A 14,420-nucleotide genomic window follows, 5' to 3' on the forward strand; every position below is an offset into this window, starting at 1 on the left:
CTCTTCGTTATTCCTTAATTTATATTTATTTTTGAAACGTAATTACAAACAACACACACAAATGAAAATTTTATTACTTGGTTCTGGAGGACGTGAACATGCTTTAGCATGGAAAATGTTACAGAGCAAAAAATGTGAAGCACTATTTGTAGCTCCAGGAAATGCTGGTACAAGAGATATTGCTACAAATATTGATGTTAATCTGAATGATTTTGAAGCTGTTAAAAAGACAGTTTTAGAAAAACAGATTGATATTGTTATTGTTGGACCAGAAGATCCTTTGGTAAAAGGGATTGTTGATTTTTTTAAAAATGATCAAGAAATCAAAAATATACCTGTTGTTGGACCTTCACAAAAAGGAGCACAACTAGAGGGGAGTAAAGATTTTGCAAAAGAATTTTTGATCAAACACAATATACCAACAGCAGCATATCAAAGTTTTACTAAAGATACGGTAGAAGAGGGGAAAATGTTTTTAGAGACATTAAAGGCACCTTATGTGTTAAAAGCAGATGGTTTAGCTGCAGGAAAGGGAGTTGTTATCTTAGAAAAATTAGACGAAGCAAAGTTAGAATTAGAGAATATGCTTGTTGATGCTAAGTTTGGAGATGCAAGCTCTAAGGTTGTAATTGAAGAGTTTTTATCAGGTATTGAACTTAGTTGTTTTGTATTAACAGATGGTAAGTCTTATAAAATGCTCCCAACAGCAAAAGATTATAAACGAATCGGAGAAGGAGATACAGGCTTAAATACAGGAGGTATGGGAGCTGTTTCACCTGTTCCATTTGCAACAGATGATTTTATGCAAAAGGTAGAACAACGTATCGTTATACCTACTGTAAAAGGATTACAAGAAGATGAACTTGATTTTAAAGGATTTGTTTTTATTGGTTTAATTAAGGTTGGTGATGATCCATTTGTAATTGAGTACAACGTGCGTATGGGAGATCCAGAAACAGAAGTTGTTATGCCAAGGATAAAGTCTGATGTAGTCGAATTATTTGTTTCATTAGCAAAGCAAGAGCTTGATCAAGTGGAGTTAGAAATAGATAGTCGCACGGCTACAACTGTTATGTTAGTCTCTGGAGGCTATCCTGAAGATTATGAAAAAGGAAAAGTAATTACAGGTTTTGATAAAGTAGATGATTCTATTGTTTTTCATGCAGGGACAACTATGAAAAATAATGAAGTAGTAACAAATGGAGGAAGAGTTTTAGCTGTAACATCTTATGGTAATAGTTATGAAGAGGCATTAAAAAAATCTTACCAAAATATAGACAAGCTAAATTTTGATAAGATTTATTATCGTAAAGATATTGGATTTGATCTTTAAAAACCTACTATTTTAAAAATGAGTGGGCTGTAGTATCTTGGTCATCTTCATTATTTGATTTAAAAATCTGAAGTTGTTTTAACCAAAACACAAAGAAATAGCAAGTGATAAGGATAAATACCCAAGTAAGGATATTAGCAGCCCACCAATTTTCTAATTCTAATTTTGCAAAAAAGTCCATTGGTATAAAAAGAACTTTTTCAAATAGGAACCCAAGTCCGTTAAAAAATGAAGTCATCGTACTTTATTTTTAAATTAAATAAAATTATTTTATCAATCCGTTTTTTTAAAGAAAAAACTCTCAAAGGAAAAGTTTTATCTTTATAATCTACAAAAATATAAAATATATAAATGTTAGCAAGTATTTTTAGTAAAACAAAACCAATTAATTACATCATACTTACACTTTTAATCTTGATTATTAGTGTTTTGTACTTATTTATAGATCAAGAACATCTTATTTGGACAAGATTTGAAGTAGTTAAGAGAAGTGTTTTGATAGGAATGCTGTTGTTAATGATGTATTTATCACAGTTTATTGTGACAAGGAATAGGTTGGTAAAAGATAATGCTTATGTTCCTCTGTTATTTGTATCATTCTTGATGTTATTTCCAACTGTATTAGGACATAGTAGAGTAATAGTATCAAGTTTTTTTATAATGCTTGCTCTTAGAAGATTGTTCTCTTTACATTCTTTAAAGCAATCAAAAGAGAAAGTATTTGACGCTTCATTGTGGATATTTGTTGCAGGGTTATTTCACTTTTGGAGTGTTTTATATTTCCTACTCTTATTTTTTGCAATAACTTTTTTTGGATCAAAAGATTATAGAAATTGGTTTATACCAATAATAGCTTTTTTTACAGTTACTGTCTTTTTATTTCTTTATCTGTTAATAAACGAAATTAGTTATATTGATTGGTTTTGGTCTAAGTGTAAAATAAGTTTTGATTTTATGTATTTTGAAAATGTATATCAAAATATTGCATTAGCTATTTTTGTTTCAATATCACTCTTGTTCTTTGTTAGTCAGGCCACAAGTATTTCTTCTAAGCCATACAATATGCAAAGTACCTATAAGAAAATGTTGTTGTCTTTTCTTATAGGCGTTGCAATTTATGTGATTTCTGCTGATAAAAATAACGGGACATTGCTATTTACTTTTTTCCCATTATCGTTACTTGGAGCAAACTATATTGAGAATCTGCCACAAGCATGGAGAAGAGAAGCAGTTGTTTATAGCGTGTTCTTTATCGGATTATTCTTTTATATTGCGCAGATTATCTTATAACTTATGGCCATAAGCTAAATCTCCAGCATCTCCTAAACCAGGAACGATGTAATTGTGGTCGTCTAATTTTTCATCTAAAGTAGCAACCCATAAATTAACATTATCAGGTAAGTTTTCTTCTAAGAATTGAATTCCTTCAGGAGCAGAAATTACTACAGCGATGTGTAATTCTTTTGGAGTTTCTTCTGCCATTAATTTATTGATTACGGCAACTAAAGATTGACCTGTAGCAAGCATAGGATCAATTAAAATAAGAATTTTGTCTTGGAATGAAGGAGCAGCTTGGTATTCTACTAAGATTTCACTTGCCTCTCCATGTTTACCATGACGTCGATAAGCAGATACAAAACCGTTTTCTGCGTTATCGAAAAAGTTCATAAATCCTGTGTGTAGAGCAAGACCTGCGCGAAGGATAGAACATAAAACGACATTGTCTTCAATACAAGTTGTGTGTTTAATTCCTAAGGGAGTTTGAACAGCAATATCCTTATAAGGAAGTTTTTTACTCAATTCATAAGCCATGATTTCTCCGATACGCTCAATGTTTTTTCTAAAACGCATACTGTCTTTTTGTACGTTTACGTCGCGTAGTTGAGCTAAGAAGTGATTTAAGATACTGTTCTCTGCTGAAATATAGTGAATTTTCATATGGGTATAATTAGTACCATAAAAGTATAAAAACTATATTTGTAAATAAAATTATTCATATGTTTTCAGAGTTAGCATTTCCGATATTCGAAGAGAGTATACGTGATTATCATAAATACGACAATGTAGATCAGCCAATTAGCAATCCTTATCCTAAAGAAGATATTAAACATCTTTTATATTTAAAAAATTGGATAGATACTGTTCAATGGCATTTTGAGGATATTATTCGTGATCCTAAGATTGATCCAGTAGCAGCATTAGCTTTAAAAAGAAGAATTGACGCATCAAATCAGGAACGTACTGATATGGTAGAGTTTATAGATAGTTACTTCTTACAAAAGTATAAAGATGTTACAATTAAAGGAGATGCAAAAATTAACTCTGAGAGTCCTGCTTGGGCTATAGACCGTTTATCAATTTTAGCATTAAAAATTTATCATATGAATGAAGAGGCAACAAGAGTTGAAGCTTCACAAGATCATAGAGATAAATGTCAGGTTAAATTGGATGTTCTTTTAGAGCAAAAGAAAGATTTAACCACTGCTATTGACGATTTATTAAACGATATTGCTAACGGTGATAAGTATATGAAAGTATACAAACAAATGAAAATGTATAATGACGAGGAATTAAACCCAGTATTATACCAAAATAAGAAATAATCATATCTTTGATATAAAATATTGAAAGCGTGAATTTTTCACGCTTTTCTTGTTCATAAACAAATTAAGATTGACGTGGCAAATTTGAAACATATTTTAATTTTTAGGTTGTCTGCAATGGGGGATGTTGCAATGACTGTTCCTGTTGTAAGAGCTTTAATTTCACAAAATAAAGATATTCGTGTAACTGTGGTTTCAAGACCCTTTTTCAAGCCTTTTTTTAAAGGAATTGATCGCGTTGATTTTTTCCCTATTGATGTAAAGAAAAGACATAAAGGATTTGTAGGTCTAATTAGGTTATATCGTGATTTATCGAAATTAGAAGTTGATTACTTTGCAGATTTTCATAATGTATTGAGGTCTCAAATAGTCCGCAATTTGTTTAAATTAAAGGGAACAAAGGTTGCAGCACTAGACAAAGGGAGAGAAGCTAAAAAGGCATTAGTTCGCGCTGAAAACAAGGTTTATAAGCAGGTACCAACAATGTTTTCAAATCATTTGAATACTTTAAAACAATTAGGTTTTATTGTTAATTTAGATAATCCAGAGTTTCCTTCTATTCCTGATCTATCTCCAGATTTACTACAATATGTAAAAGAAAAAGACACTTATTGGATTGGTATTGCTCCTTTTGCACAGTATACATCTAAGGTTTACCCGTTAGATTTAATGCAGAAAGTAGTTGATACATTAGCAGAAAGAGAGAAGTCAATTATCTTTTTATTTGGAGGGGGAGAAGAGGAAATTTCTCTTTTAAATCAATTGAAAAGAGATAATTACAATGTAATTGTAATGGCAGGGAAAGTAAAGTTTGACGTGGAATTGAACTTAATACAGCATTTAGATGTAATGCTTGCAATGGACTCAGGAAATGCTCATATTGCAGCTATGTTGGGTAAAAAAGTAATAACTTTATGGGGTGCTACACATCCATATGCTGGGTTTGCACCTTTTAATCAACCTTCTGATTATTGTTTAACAGCTGATAGACAAAAGTATCCTCTTTTACCTACGTCTGTTTACGGAAATAAAGTTGTTGAGGGTTATGAAGATGTGATGAGAACGATTGATCCTATAAAAGTTTGTGAGAAGATTATAAAAGTAATTAAATCAGATAATTAAAAGTATTTTTGAATTCAAAATGAATGAGATGAGAATAGAAGATTATATTAGAGATATTCAAGATTTTCCAAAAGAAGGTATTGGATTTAAGGATATTACTCCTCTTTTAAATGACCATGAAGCTATGGTTGAGACTACCAAACAGTTATTAGAACTTATTGGTGATCAAAAAATAGATAGAGTTGTGGGTATGGAGAGTAGAGGTTTCTTTTTTGCAACTTTATTAGCTGAGAAATTGGGGGCTGGTTTTGTTCCTGTACGAAAACCTAAAAAACTTCCTTTTGATACTATTTCTGAAGAATATAGTTTAGAATATGGAACCGATATTTTAGAGATGCATGCAGATGCTATAAAACCAGGTGAAAAAGTATTGATTCACGATGATGTTTTAGCTACTGGAGGAACAGCTGAAGCTGTATGTAAATTAGTAGAAAAATTGGGTGGTGAAATTGTTCAAGTTAATTTTTTAATGGAGCTATCTTTTCTTCATGGACGCAAGAAATTAGCGAAATATGATGTAAAAAGTTTACTGACTTACTAAGATAATCTAAATTTAGATAGTTTAAATCCTTTTGTAAAGCCTTGTTTTATTAGGTTTTATGAGAGGATTTATTTTTTTATAAAAAGTCTTGCATATTTGAAAAATAATTGCAAACCTTTGTTTCAGCTAATTAAGTAGCTAAATATCAAATGATGAAAACCATTTCAAATATTATTTTTTCTTTGAACAACATTGCTCCTGCAACTGTTGCGGTTTTTGCTATTCTTACTTCGCGGTCTTCGCGGTCACGGGCTTAATTTTTTTAAGTCTTTTTTAATGTGATGCTTTTTTGGCATCATATCTGTATATATATCATCGAATTTTAACATTATTCAATTACCTTAAAGGAGTTCTTGTATCCAAGAATTAACTCTTGTATTGGGCATTTTGAATACTAATTCTCTGTTTTTGAAATGAATTCAAATCAGTTTTTCGTTATTCCTGCGAATGAATCTCACGTAGGATATGCTGAACAAATTTGCGAAGAAATGGCGCAGTCTGCATTAGCCAGAGGTACTGGTATTGCACGAAGAAAGCCTGAGTATGTGTCCAATAAAATGATTGAAGGTAAGGCTGTTATAGCACTTCATGCTGATGGAACGTGGGCTGGTTTTTGTTATATAGAAACGTGGAGTCATGGTGATTATGTAGCTAATTCAGGTTTGATTGTTAATCCGATTTTTAGAAAAGAAGGCTTAGCTAAAGCAATCAAAAAAAGAGTTTTTGAATTGTCTAAAAGTAAATATCCAAAAGCAAAAATATTCGGTTTAACAACTGGTTTCGCAGTTATGAAAATTAACTCTGAGTTAGGGTATGAACCAGTACCATATTCAGAATTAACACAAGATGAAATGTTTTGGAAAGGATGTGAAAGTTGTGTCAATTTTCAAATTTTGAAAAGTAAAGAACGAAACAACTGTTTGTGTACTGCAATGCTTTATAGTCCTGAAGCAAAAGAAAAGGAAATTCGTAATAAGATTGACCAGAAAATAAAAGCTAAGGAGCGTTTGAAACGTATGCAGAAGAAATATTCTCTCTTGAAAAGATTGCAAATGCAATTGAAAAAAACAGTCAAAAAAACACATCTATTTTAATTTTTAAACAACACAATCATGAATAATAAGAAAGTAGTTTTAGCATTTAGCGGAGGTTTAGATACAAGCTTTTGCGTAATTTATTTGAAAGAAGAACTTGGATATGAAGTACACTCTGTTGTAGTAAATACAGGAGGTTTTTCGTCAGAAGAAATGAAGGCAATTGAAGAAAAGGCCTATGCATTAGGTGTAGCATCTCATACAACGATAGATGAAACAGAGGATTACTATAAGGATAGTGTTAAGTATTTGATTTTTGGGAATGTTTTAAAGAATGCAACATATCCATTGTCAGTAAGCGCAGAACGTGTTTGTCAAGCTACGGCTATTGCTAACTATGCTAAGAAAATTGGTGCAGAAGCAGTTGCTCACGGTAGTACAGGCGCTGGAAATGACCAAGTGCGTTTTGATATGATATTCAATATTTTAATACCTAATGTGCAGATTATTACTCCGATTAGAGATTTAAAATTAAGTAGAGAAGAGGAGATTGCGTTCTTACAAAAAAATGGGGTTGAAATAAACGCTGAAAAAGCAAAATATTCAATTAATAAAGGTTTATGGGGGACTTCAGTAGGTGGAAAAGAAACCCTAACTTCTAATTTATATTTACCTGAAGAAGCATGGCCAACACCTGTTAGCAAGTCAACTCCAGAAACTGTGGAGATTGAGTTTGAGAAAGGGGAGCCAGTAGCATTAAATGGTAAAAAAATGAAACCTACTGAGGTAATTCAACAATTACAAGATTTAGCTCAACCTTTTGGTATTGGTAGAGATATTCACGTTGGTGATACAATTATCGGAATCAAAGGAAGAGTTGGTTTTGAAGCAGCAGGACCTGTTATCCTTGTAAAAGCTCACCATACTTTAGAAAAACATACGTTGACTAAATGGCAATTAAGTTGGAAAGAACAGTTGGGTTCTTTTTATGGTAACTATTTACACGAAGGACAGTTTCACGATCCAATTATGCGTGATATGGAGGCTTTCTTGACTAGTACACAACAAACTGTAAGTGGTAAAGTGATCGTTGAGTTGCATCCATATCGTTTCGTAGTTGTAGGTATCGAATCTGAACATGATTTAATGTCTAATAAATTTGGTAGCTACGGTGAGATGAATAATGCTTGGTCTGGAGAAGATGTAAAAGGGTTCTCTAAGATATTTGGTAACCAAGTAATGATTTGGCATAAAGTTAATAACACAAACCAAGAGTAATATGCAGAAGGTAAAAGTTGGAATAGTAGGTGGTGCTGGTTATACGGGAGGTGAATTATTGCGTTTGTTACTTATTCATCCAGCAGTAGATTTAACCTTTGTACATAGTAAAAGTAATGCGAATAAGCCTGTATATGAAGCTCATGCTGACTTATTTGGTGATACTGATTTAGTTTTTACAGATGAGTTAAACCAGAAGATAGATGTATTATTTTTATGTTTAGGACATGGTGATTCAAAAGTTTTCTTACAAGAGAATCCAATTGACAAACACATTAAGATTATTGATCTAAGCCAAGATTTTAGATTGCACGAAACAGCAGGAGAGTTTGTTTATGGATTACCAGAATTGAACAAAGAAAAAATTAGGGAAGCTAATTATATAGCAAACCCTGGTTGTTTTGCTACAGCAATTCAGTTAGCATTATTACCTTTAGCTAAGGTAGGTAAGTTAGGAGATGCTCTTTATATCAATGCATTAACGGGATCTACTGGTGCAGGACAACGACCTTCAGCATCTACACACTTTAGTTGGAGAGCAAATAATATCTCTGTCTATAAAGCTTTTACCCATCAGCATTTGAATGAAATAGGAGAGAGTTTAGCACAACTACAACCAAACTTTAATCAAAATATTAAGTTTATTCCTGAACGTGGTGATTTTGCAAGAGGGATTTTTGTTAGTATAGTGTTAGAATCTAAAGATACAACAGAAGAATTATTACAGCTATATAAAGACTATTATCAACCTCATCCTTTTACTCATATTAGTGATAAGGAAATAGACTTAAAGCAAGTAGTAAATACAAATAAATGCTTGATATCTATAACAAAACACGGTGATGATGTATTGATAACAAGTACAATTGACAACCTGTTAAAAGGAGCAAGTGGACAAGCAGTTCAGAATATGAATTTGCTTTTTGGATTGGATGAAAAAACAGGGTTACAATTAAAAGCTTCGGCTTTCTAAAAAGAGATTATTATGATGAAATTATATGGTGTATATCCTTTAAATCCTATTGAAATTGTCAAAGGTAATGGGAGTTATGTGTACGATAAAACAGGTCAACAGTATTTAGATCTATATGGAGGACATGCTGTAATATCTATTGGACATACAAACCCACATTATGTTGCAAGTATCAAAAACCAATTAGATAATATTGGTTTTTATTCCAATTCAATTGAGATACCACAACAACAGCACTTAGCTGGATTATTAGGTGAAGTATCAGGTTTAAATAATTACCAGTTGTTTTTGTGTAATTCCGGAGCTGAAGCAAATGAAAATGCATTAAAATTGGCATCTTTCTACAATGGTAAAAAGAAAGTAATTGCTTTCTCTAAAGCTTTTCACGGAAGAACATCATTAGCAGTTACTGCTACTGATAATCCGAAAATAGTTGCCCCTGTTAACGAAACGGACAATATTGTCTTCTTGCCTTTTAATGATGAGTCGGCTTTAGAACAAGCATTTGCTACTTATGGAGCAGAAGTTACAGCTGTAATCATTGAAGGAATTCAAGGGGTTGGAGGAATCCAAGTTGCAACCGATAGTTTCTTAGCAAAAATCAGAAGTCTTACGTCACAATATAATGCTGTATTTATAGCAGATGAAGTGCAATGTGGATATGGCCGTACAGGGTCTTTCTACGCTGTGAATGACGGTGGAGTTAAGGCAGACATCTATACAATGGCTAAAGGAATGGGGAATGGTTTTCCTATTGGAGCTTTGGCAATTAGCCCTCAGTTTAAACCATGGCACGGACAGTTGGGAACTACATTTGGAGGAAATCACTTAGCGTGTGCTGCTGCAATTGCTGTTCTTGATGTAATTAAACAAGATAACTTACTTCAAAACGCTAAAATGATAGGAGACTATTTAATGAGTGAATTGAAGGGAAATAATAAAATTCAGGAAGTAAGAGGTAAAGGACTTATGATTGGTATAGATCTTGCTCCTGAGTTAAAAGATGTAAGAAAAGAACTATTGTTTAAAGATCACATCTTTACAGGGACTGCAAGTCCTAACGTAATTCGGTTGTTGCCTGCGTTAAATCTGACAAAAGCAGATGCAGATTTATTCTTAGAAAAATTCAACAACAGATTACAACAATTCTAAAATTACAATTACAATGAAACAGTTTTTTTCCGTAAAAGATATTCCGTCACTTTCTTTAGCTGCTAAAAGTGCTTTAGAAAGTAAGCAAAACCCATTCGCAGATGAAGCTTTGGGCAAACATAAAACAATTGGTTTGGTGTTTTTAAACCCAAGTCTGCGTACTAGAATGAGTACACAAAAGGCAGCAACGAATCTTGGAATGAATGTTATGGTGATGAATATGACATCTGATGGTTGGGCGTTAGAAACTAAAGACGGAGTTGTCATGGATGGAAATACAGCAGAACACATAAAAGAAGCTGCTGCAGTTATGGGAGAATATTGTGATATTCTTGGGTTGCGTTCTTTTCCGGGGTTAAAAGATGCAGCAGAAGATTATAGTGAAGACTTGTTTAGCAAATTTTCGAAGTATTGTGGAAAACCAGTAGTGAGTTTAGAAAGCGCTACAAGACATCCCTTACAGAGTTTTACAGATTTGATTACAATTATGGAGCATAGCCACTATCAGTTTGACCAAGAAAAAGCACAATATATTCCACAAGGAAAGAAACCTAAAGTAGTCTTGTCTTGGGCTCCTCATGTAAGAGCACTTCCACAAGCAGTACCTAATTCTTTTGCTGAGTGGATGTGCAAAGCACAGGAAGAAGGATTGGTTGATTTTGTGGTTACTCATCCAGAAGGTTATGCTTTAAATGAGGAATTCACAAATGGAGCAACTATAACAACAAATCAAGATGAAGCTTTAGTAGATGCTGATTTCGTGTATGTAAAAAACTGGTCAAACTATGAAAGCTATGGGCAGATTACTTGTACTGATTCTTCTTGGATGTTGACATTAGATAAGTTAAAACCAACTAATAACGCGAAGGTAATGCACTGCTTACCTGTTCGTCGTGATTTAGTAATCTCTTCAGAAGTATTAGATAGTGACCACGCAATTGTAATACAAGAAGCAGGGAATAGAGTTTGGGCGGCACAAGCTGTTTTAAAAGAAATGCTAAAAAACCAATAGATTATGCAAAGCCTTACAGTAATAAAAATAGGAGGTAATATTGTAGATAACGAAGGGGCATTAACTGCTTTTTTAGATACCTATGCCCAGATTCAAGGACCTAAGGTCTTGGTACATGGGGGAGGGAAATTAGCTACTCGTATGGCTAACCAATTGGGGATTGAAACGCAAATGGTCAATGGGCGTCGTGTAACTGATGATGCGATGTTACCTATAGCTGTAATGGTCTACGCAGGATTGATAAATAAAAAGATTGTAGCACAACTTCAACGTAGGGGATGTGATGCAATGGGTTTTTCTGGAGCAGATGCACAGGTAATCACCAGTCATAAACGTTCAGTCAAACCAATAGACTATGGATTTGTTGGGGATTTTACGCCAAAGGATGTAAATAAAACTCGAATTAAACAATTGATAGAGATTGGACTTTGTCCTGTTTTCTCTGCAATTACGGCTGATAAGGAAGGTCAACTACTAAATACCAATGCAGACACGATTGCATCCAACTTAGCAGTCGCTCTTGCTTCTTACTATGAAGTGAGCTTAGTTTATTGCTTTGAGCGCAGTGGTGTATTGCAAGACATTAACAATGAAAATTCTGTTATCTCTACTATAAATAGAGAGAGTTTCAATCAACTTAAAAATGCTGGAATTATAGCAGATGGTATGTTGCCAAAAATAGAAAATGCATTAGCTGCTATAGACCAAAATGTAAAGAAAGTGTGTATTAAAAAAGCTGAACACTTATTAAATGAACAAGCAGGAACTACAATTCAACTGTAATTGAACGTTGCTTGGAAAAAAATGATATTACATTGAAATGAAAAATAACTTAACAACACAAGCTATATATTTATTGGAGCAGATGATTGCTTCTCCATCTTTTAGTAAAGAGGAACATTTGACTTCGGAACTTATTGCTCAGTTTCTTGAGAAAAATGGCGTTGAAATACACAGAGAATTGTTTAATGTGTGGGCTTTCAACAAACATTACGACCCAAGTAAACCAACGATATTATTAAACTCTCATCACGATACGGTAAAACCGAATAAGGATTATACAAGAGACCCTTTTAAAGCAGAGATAATAGATGGAAAACTATTTGGTTTAGGTAGTAATGATGCAGGAGGATGTTTGGTTTCCCTAATTGCTACGTTTCTATACTTTTATGAAAAAGAAGGAATGAAATATAACTTCTGTTTGGCTGCTACAGCGGAAGAAGAAATATCTGGTCAGAATGGTTTGGAGTTTGTTATTCCTAAGTTAGGAGAGTTGGAGTTCGCTATTGTAGGAGAACCAACGCAAATGCATTTAGCAGTAGCGGAAAGAGGGTTGATGGTGTTAGATTGTATAGCGAATGGACGCTCTGGTCATGCTGCTCGTGACGAGGGGGATAATGCTATTTTTAAAGCAATAAAAGATATTGAATGGTTCAACACGTATCAATTCCCTAAAGTATCAGAAGAGTTTGGATCTATTAAGATGAGTGTAACAATGATAAATGCAGGTACACAACACAATGTGGTTCCTTCTACTTGTGATTTTGTAGTTGATATCCGTGTTACTGATGCTTATACAAATGAAGAGGTATTAGAGATTATAAAACAAAATGTTAATTGTGAAGTAAAGGCACGTTCTACTCGTCTGAAACCTTCGTCAATAGCTAAAGATCATCCAATCGTGAAAGCAGGTATATCATTAGGAAGAGAGACGTATGGTTCGCCTACAACAAGTGATCAAGCTTTGTTGAGTATTCCTTCATTGAAATGTGGGCCTGGTGACTCTGCACGTTCACATACTGCAGATGAGTTTGTATATGTACAAGAGATAAAAGAGGGAATTGAATTGTATATAGATATGTTAACTAAAATTGTGTATTAAGATGAAATTATGGCAAAAGAATATTACTGTTAATCAATCGGTAGATACATTTACAGTAGGACAAGATAGAGTGTTAGATATGAACTTGGCGGCTTTTGACGTATTAGGTTCATTGGCACATACACAAATGTTGGAAAGTATTGGATTATTGACTTATAATGAATTAGAAATTATTCAAAAGGAGTTAAAACTGATTTATAAAGAAATATTAGCTGGAGATTTTCAGATTGAAGATGACGTAGAAGATATTCACTCTCAAGTAGAGTTGCTACTGACAAGAAGAATTGGTGATGCTGGTAAAAAGATACATTCTGGTCGTTCAAGAAATGACCAAGTTTTAGTAGACTTAAAATTGTATTTCCGTCATGAAATAGAAGAAGTAGTTGAAAAGACAAAAATCGTTTTTGAAAAACTACAAGAGTTAAGTAATCAGCATAAAGAGGTATTAATGCCGGGATATACGCATTTACAAATAGCAATGCCGTCTTCTTTTGGATTGTGGTTTGGTTCGTATGCAGAAAGCTTAGTTGATGATTTAGAGTTGATGTTAGCTGCTTGGAAGGTTACAAATAAAAACCCATTAGGTTCTGCAGCGGGGTATGGTTCTTCTTTTCCTTTAAATAGACAAATGACTACTGACTTATTAGGGTTTGGTAGTATGAACCACAATGTTGTATATGCTCAAATGGGTAGAGGAAAGACAGAGCGTATCCTTGCACAAGGATTAAGTGCAATTGCAGCGACATTGGCAAAGTTTGCAATGGATGGTTGTTTGTATATGAATCAGAATTTCGGTTTTATTAAGTTTCCAGATCATTTAACGACAGGATCAAGTATTATGCCGCATAAGAAGAATCCAGATGTATTAGAGCTAATACGTTCTCGTTGTAATAAGATTCAAGCCTTGCCAAATGAAATAGCCTTAATGACTACTAATTTGCCCTCTGGTTACCATAGGGATTTACAATTATTGAAGGAAAACTTATTCCCTGCATTTACGTCTTTAAAAGAGTGTTTAGATATATTGAATTTAATGTTAGATAACATTGAAATCAATAAAGAGATATTAAATGACCCTAGATATGACTATTTATTTAGTGTAGAGGTTGTGAATGAAAGCGTGCTTCAAGGAATGCCATTTAGAGAAGCGTATAAACAAATCGGTCTTTCTATTGAGGAAGGAACGTATAAACCTTCGAAAGAGGTGAATCATACGCATGAAGGAAGTATAGGTAACTTGATGAACGAGGCAATCAAAGCAGAGTTTGACTATGTATATAGTGGCTTTGGCTTTGACCAAGTAAATGAAAAACTAGTAAGTTTAGTGTTGTGATAGACGAAAGAAGGACTTTTCCACGCGGTGGAAGAGTCCTTCGTGTTTATATATTTCCATAATTATTTTAGCAGCTGTGCAAGAGTTTAATCTTGTGCAGTTTTTTTATGCCAATAGGTAAGTATAGAAGAATAGTGTTATAAAAAAGAAAAGCCCT

Annotated in this window: 15 protein-coding genes; 13 read left to right on the plus strand and 2 right to left on the minus strand. The window is 33.4% G+C overall.

Going from position 1 to position 14,420, the window contains the following annotated elements; genetic code table 11:
* The first annotated feature begins 61 nt into the window (after window positions 1–61).
* Window positions 62–1,333, plus strand: coding sequence for a phosphoribosylamine--glycine ligase (gene purD, locus BLT46_RS00765; protein WP_090404852.1), 1,272 nt, complete (start codon window positions 62–64; stop codon window positions 1,331–1,333).
* A gap of 7 nt (window positions 1,334–1,340) precedes the next feature.
* Here purD and BLT46_RS00770 read toward each other — a convergent pair whose 3' ends face one another.
* The gene (locus BLT46_RS00770) at window positions 1,341–1,571 is read right to left on the minus strand and encodes a DUF6341 family protein (protein WP_090404703.1); all 231 of its coding nucleotides are present in this window, start codon (window positions 1,569–1,571) and stop codon (window positions 1,341–1,343) included.
* A 113-nt stretch (window positions 1,572–1,684) separates the two neighbouring features.
* Between BLT46_RS00770 and BLT46_RS00775 the strand changes: the two genes are divergently transcribed.
* Window positions 1,685–2,623, plus strand: a complete 939-nt coding sequence (locus BLT46_RS00775; RefSeq protein WP_090404706.1) for a DUF6427 family protein — start codon at window positions 1,685–1,687, stop codon at window positions 2,621–2,623.
* On the opposite strand, the gene upp is transcribed toward BLT46_RS00775, so the two are convergent.
* Window positions 2,618–3,271, minus strand: coding sequence for a uracil phosphoribosyltransferase (gene upp / locus BLT46_RS00780; RefSeq protein ID WP_090404709.1), 654 nt, complete (start codon window positions 3,269–3,271; stop codon window positions 2,618–2,620). The two genes, BLT46_RS00775 and upp, sit on opposite strands and share 6 nt — an antisense overlap.
* A gap of 59 nt (window positions 3,272–3,330) precedes the next feature.
* On the opposite strand from upp, the gene BLT46_RS00785 reads away from it, so the two are divergent.
* The 11 genes from BLT46_RS00785 (at window position 3,331) to argH (ending at window position 14,263) form a co-directional block, all read left to right on the plus strand.
* Window positions 3,331–3,936 (plus strand): DUF4254 domain-containing protein, encoded by a 606-nt coding sequence (locus tag BLT46_RS00785; protein ID WP_090404712.1) that lies wholly within the window; start codon window positions 3,331–3,333, stop codon window positions 3,934–3,936.
* Window positions 3,937–4,011: 75 nt separating this feature from the next.
* Window positions 4,012–5,058 carry a glycosyltransferase family 9 protein gene (locus BLT46_RS00790; RefSeq protein WP_090404716.1) on the plus strand — a complete coding sequence of 349 codons (1,047 nt, stop codon included), beginning with the start codon at window positions 4,012–4,014 and terminating at the stop codon, window positions 5,056–5,058.
* Between the two features lie 28 nt (window positions 5,059–5,086).
* On the plus strand, window positions 5,087–5,599 hold the full coding sequence (locus tag BLT46_RS00795) for an adenine phosphoribosyltransferase (protein WP_090404855.1): 513 nt from the start codon (window positions 5,087–5,089) through the stop codon (window positions 5,597–5,599).
* Window positions 5,600–6,012: 413 nt separating this feature from the next.
* Window positions 6,013–6,693 carry an N-acetyltransferase gene (locus tag BLT46_RS00800; RefSeq protein ID WP_090404718.1) on the plus strand — a complete coding sequence of 227 codons (681 nt, stop codon included), beginning with the start codon at window positions 6,013–6,015 and terminating at the stop codon, window positions 6,691–6,693.
* An 18-nt stretch (window positions 6,694–6,711) separates the two neighbouring features.
* Window positions 6,712–7,911 carry an argininosuccinate synthase gene (argG, locus tag BLT46_RS00805; protein ID WP_090404721.1) on the plus strand — a complete coding sequence of 400 codons (1,200 nt, stop codon included), beginning with the start codon at window positions 6,712–6,714 and terminating at the stop codon, window positions 7,909–7,911.
* A 1-nt stretch (window position 7,912) separates the two neighbouring features.
* Window positions 7,913–8,884: an N-acetyl-gamma-glutamyl-phosphate reductase gene (gene argC / locus BLT46_RS00810; RefSeq protein WP_090404724.1), complete on the plus strand. Its 972-nt coding sequence runs from the start codon at window positions 7,913–7,915 to the stop codon at window positions 8,882–8,884.
* Between the two features lie 12 nt (window positions 8,885–8,896).
* The gene (locus BLT46_RS00815; RefSeq protein ID WP_090404729.1) at window positions 8,897–10,036 is read left to right on the plus strand and encodes an aspartate aminotransferase family protein; all 1,140 of its coding nucleotides are present in this window, start codon (window positions 8,897–8,899) and stop codon (window positions 10,034–10,036) included.
* Between the two features lie 13 nt (window positions 10,037–10,049).
* Complete coding sequence (locus tag BLT46_RS00820) at window positions 10,050–11,048, plus strand: Rossmann-fold NAD(P)-binding domain-containing protein (protein WP_090404732.1); 999 nt, start codon at window positions 10,050–10,052, stop codon at window positions 11,046–11,048.
* Between the two features lie 3 nt (window positions 11,049–11,051).
* Window positions 11,052–11,831 (plus strand): acetylglutamate kinase, encoded by a 780-nt coding sequence (gene argB / locus BLT46_RS00825; RefSeq protein WP_090404736.1) that lies wholly within the window; start codon window positions 11,052–11,054, stop codon window positions 11,829–11,831.
* Between the two features lie 37 nt (window positions 11,832–11,868).
* Complete coding sequence (locus BLT46_RS00830; RefSeq protein ID WP_090404738.1) at window positions 11,869–12,930, plus strand: M20 family metallo-hydrolase; 1,062 nt, start codon at window positions 11,869–11,871, stop codon at window positions 12,928–12,930.
* A 1-nt stretch (window position 12,931) separates the two neighbouring features.
* Window positions 12,932–14,263 carry an argininosuccinate lyase gene (gene argH, locus BLT46_RS00835; protein ID WP_090404741.1) on the plus strand — a complete coding sequence of 444 codons (1,332 nt, stop codon included), beginning with the start codon at window positions 12,932–12,934 and terminating at the stop codon, window positions 14,261–14,263.
* Window positions 14,264–14,420: the final 157 nt, after the last annotated feature.

This window comes from Myroides phaeus (genome assembly GCF_900099675.1).
GTDB lineage: Bacteria > Bacteroidota > Bacteroidia > Flavobacteriales > Flavobacteriaceae > Flavobacterium > Flavobacterium phaeum.

Coding starts and splice junctions, on each gene's coding strand:
- BLT46_RS00785 (WP_090404712.1), top strand. CDS start 3,331: ATGTTTTCAGAGTTAGCATTTCCGATATTCGAAGAGAGTATACGTGAT.
- argG (WP_090404721.1), top strand. CDS start 6,712: ATGAATAATAAGAAAGTAGTTTTAGCATTTAGCGGAGGTTTAGATACA.
- purD (WP_090404852.1), top strand. CDS start 62: ATGAAAATTTTATTACTTGGTTCTGGAGGACGTGAACATGCTTTAGCA.
- argC (WP_090404724.1), top strand. CDS start 7,913: ATGCAGAAGGTAAAAGTTGGAATAGTAGGTGGTGCTGGTTATACGGGA.
- BLT46_RS00795 (WP_090404855.1), top strand. CDS start 5,087: ATGAGAATAGAAGATTATATTAGAGATATTCAAGATTTTCCAAAAGAA.
- upp (WP_090404709.1), bottom strand. CDS start 3,271: ATGAAAATTCACTATATTTCAGCAGAGAACAGTATCTTAAATCACTTC.
- BLT46_RS00820 (WP_090404732.1), top strand. CDS start 10,050: ATGAAACAGTTTTTTTCCGTAAAAGATATTCCGTCACTTTCTTTAGCT.
- BLT46_RS00830 (WP_090404738.1), top strand. CDS start 11,869: ATGAAAAATAACTTAACAACACAAGCTATATATTTATTGGAGCAGATG.
- argB (WP_090404736.1), top strand. CDS start 11,052: ATGCAAAGCCTTACAGTAATAAAAATAGGAGGTAATATTGTAGATAAC.
- argH (WP_090404741.1), top strand. CDS start 12,932: ATGAAATTATGGCAAAAGAATATTACTGTTAATCAATCGGTAGATACA.
- BLT46_RS00800 (WP_090404718.1), top strand. CDS start 6,013: ATGAATTCAAATCAGTTTTTCGTTATTCCTGCGAATGAATCTCACGTA.
- BLT46_RS00770 (WP_090404703.1), bottom strand. CDS start 1,571: ATGACTTCATTTTTTAACGGACTTGGGTTCCTATTTGAAAAAGTTCTT.
- BLT46_RS00815 (WP_090404729.1), top strand. CDS start 8,897: ATGATGAAATTATATGGTGTATATCCTTTAAATCCTATTGAAATTGTC.
- BLT46_RS00775 (WP_090404706.1), top strand. CDS start 1,685: ATGTTAGCAAGTATTTTTAGTAAAACAAAACCAATTAATTACATCATA.